General features: G+C 76.3%; 1 protein-coding gene. It reads right to left on the reverse strand.

What is annotated here, in order from left to right; genetic code table 11:
• The coding region (locus tag MFF40_RS28695; RefSeq protein ID WP_238263223.1) for a c-type cytochrome at positions 1–224 on the reverse strand (224 nt) is incomplete at both ends.

Consider the following 224-nt stretch of genomic DNA (forward strand, 5'->3'; position numbering starts at 1 on the left):
CTCCGCCCGAACTCGGGCGCGTGCCGGTCCGGTAATCGCCGAGCGCCTTGGCGAGGTAGGCCTCGGGCAGGCGGGCGACGCGGGGGGCGGCCTGGATGCCGAGATAGGTGTCGCCGTGGCAGGCGGCGCAGCGGTGCTGGAGGGCCGCCGCTTCGCCGGCCTTGGTGAGGTCGGCCTGCGTGTCGGCCGGCGGCTTGACGTCCGGGACGGGCAGGGAGGCGAAG

Origin of the sequence: Methylobacterium mesophilicum (assembly GCF_022179445.1) — a bacterium.
Lineage (GTDB): Bacteria > Pseudomonadota > Alphaproteobacteria > Rhizobiales > Beijerinckiaceae > Methylobacterium > Methylobacterium mesophilicum.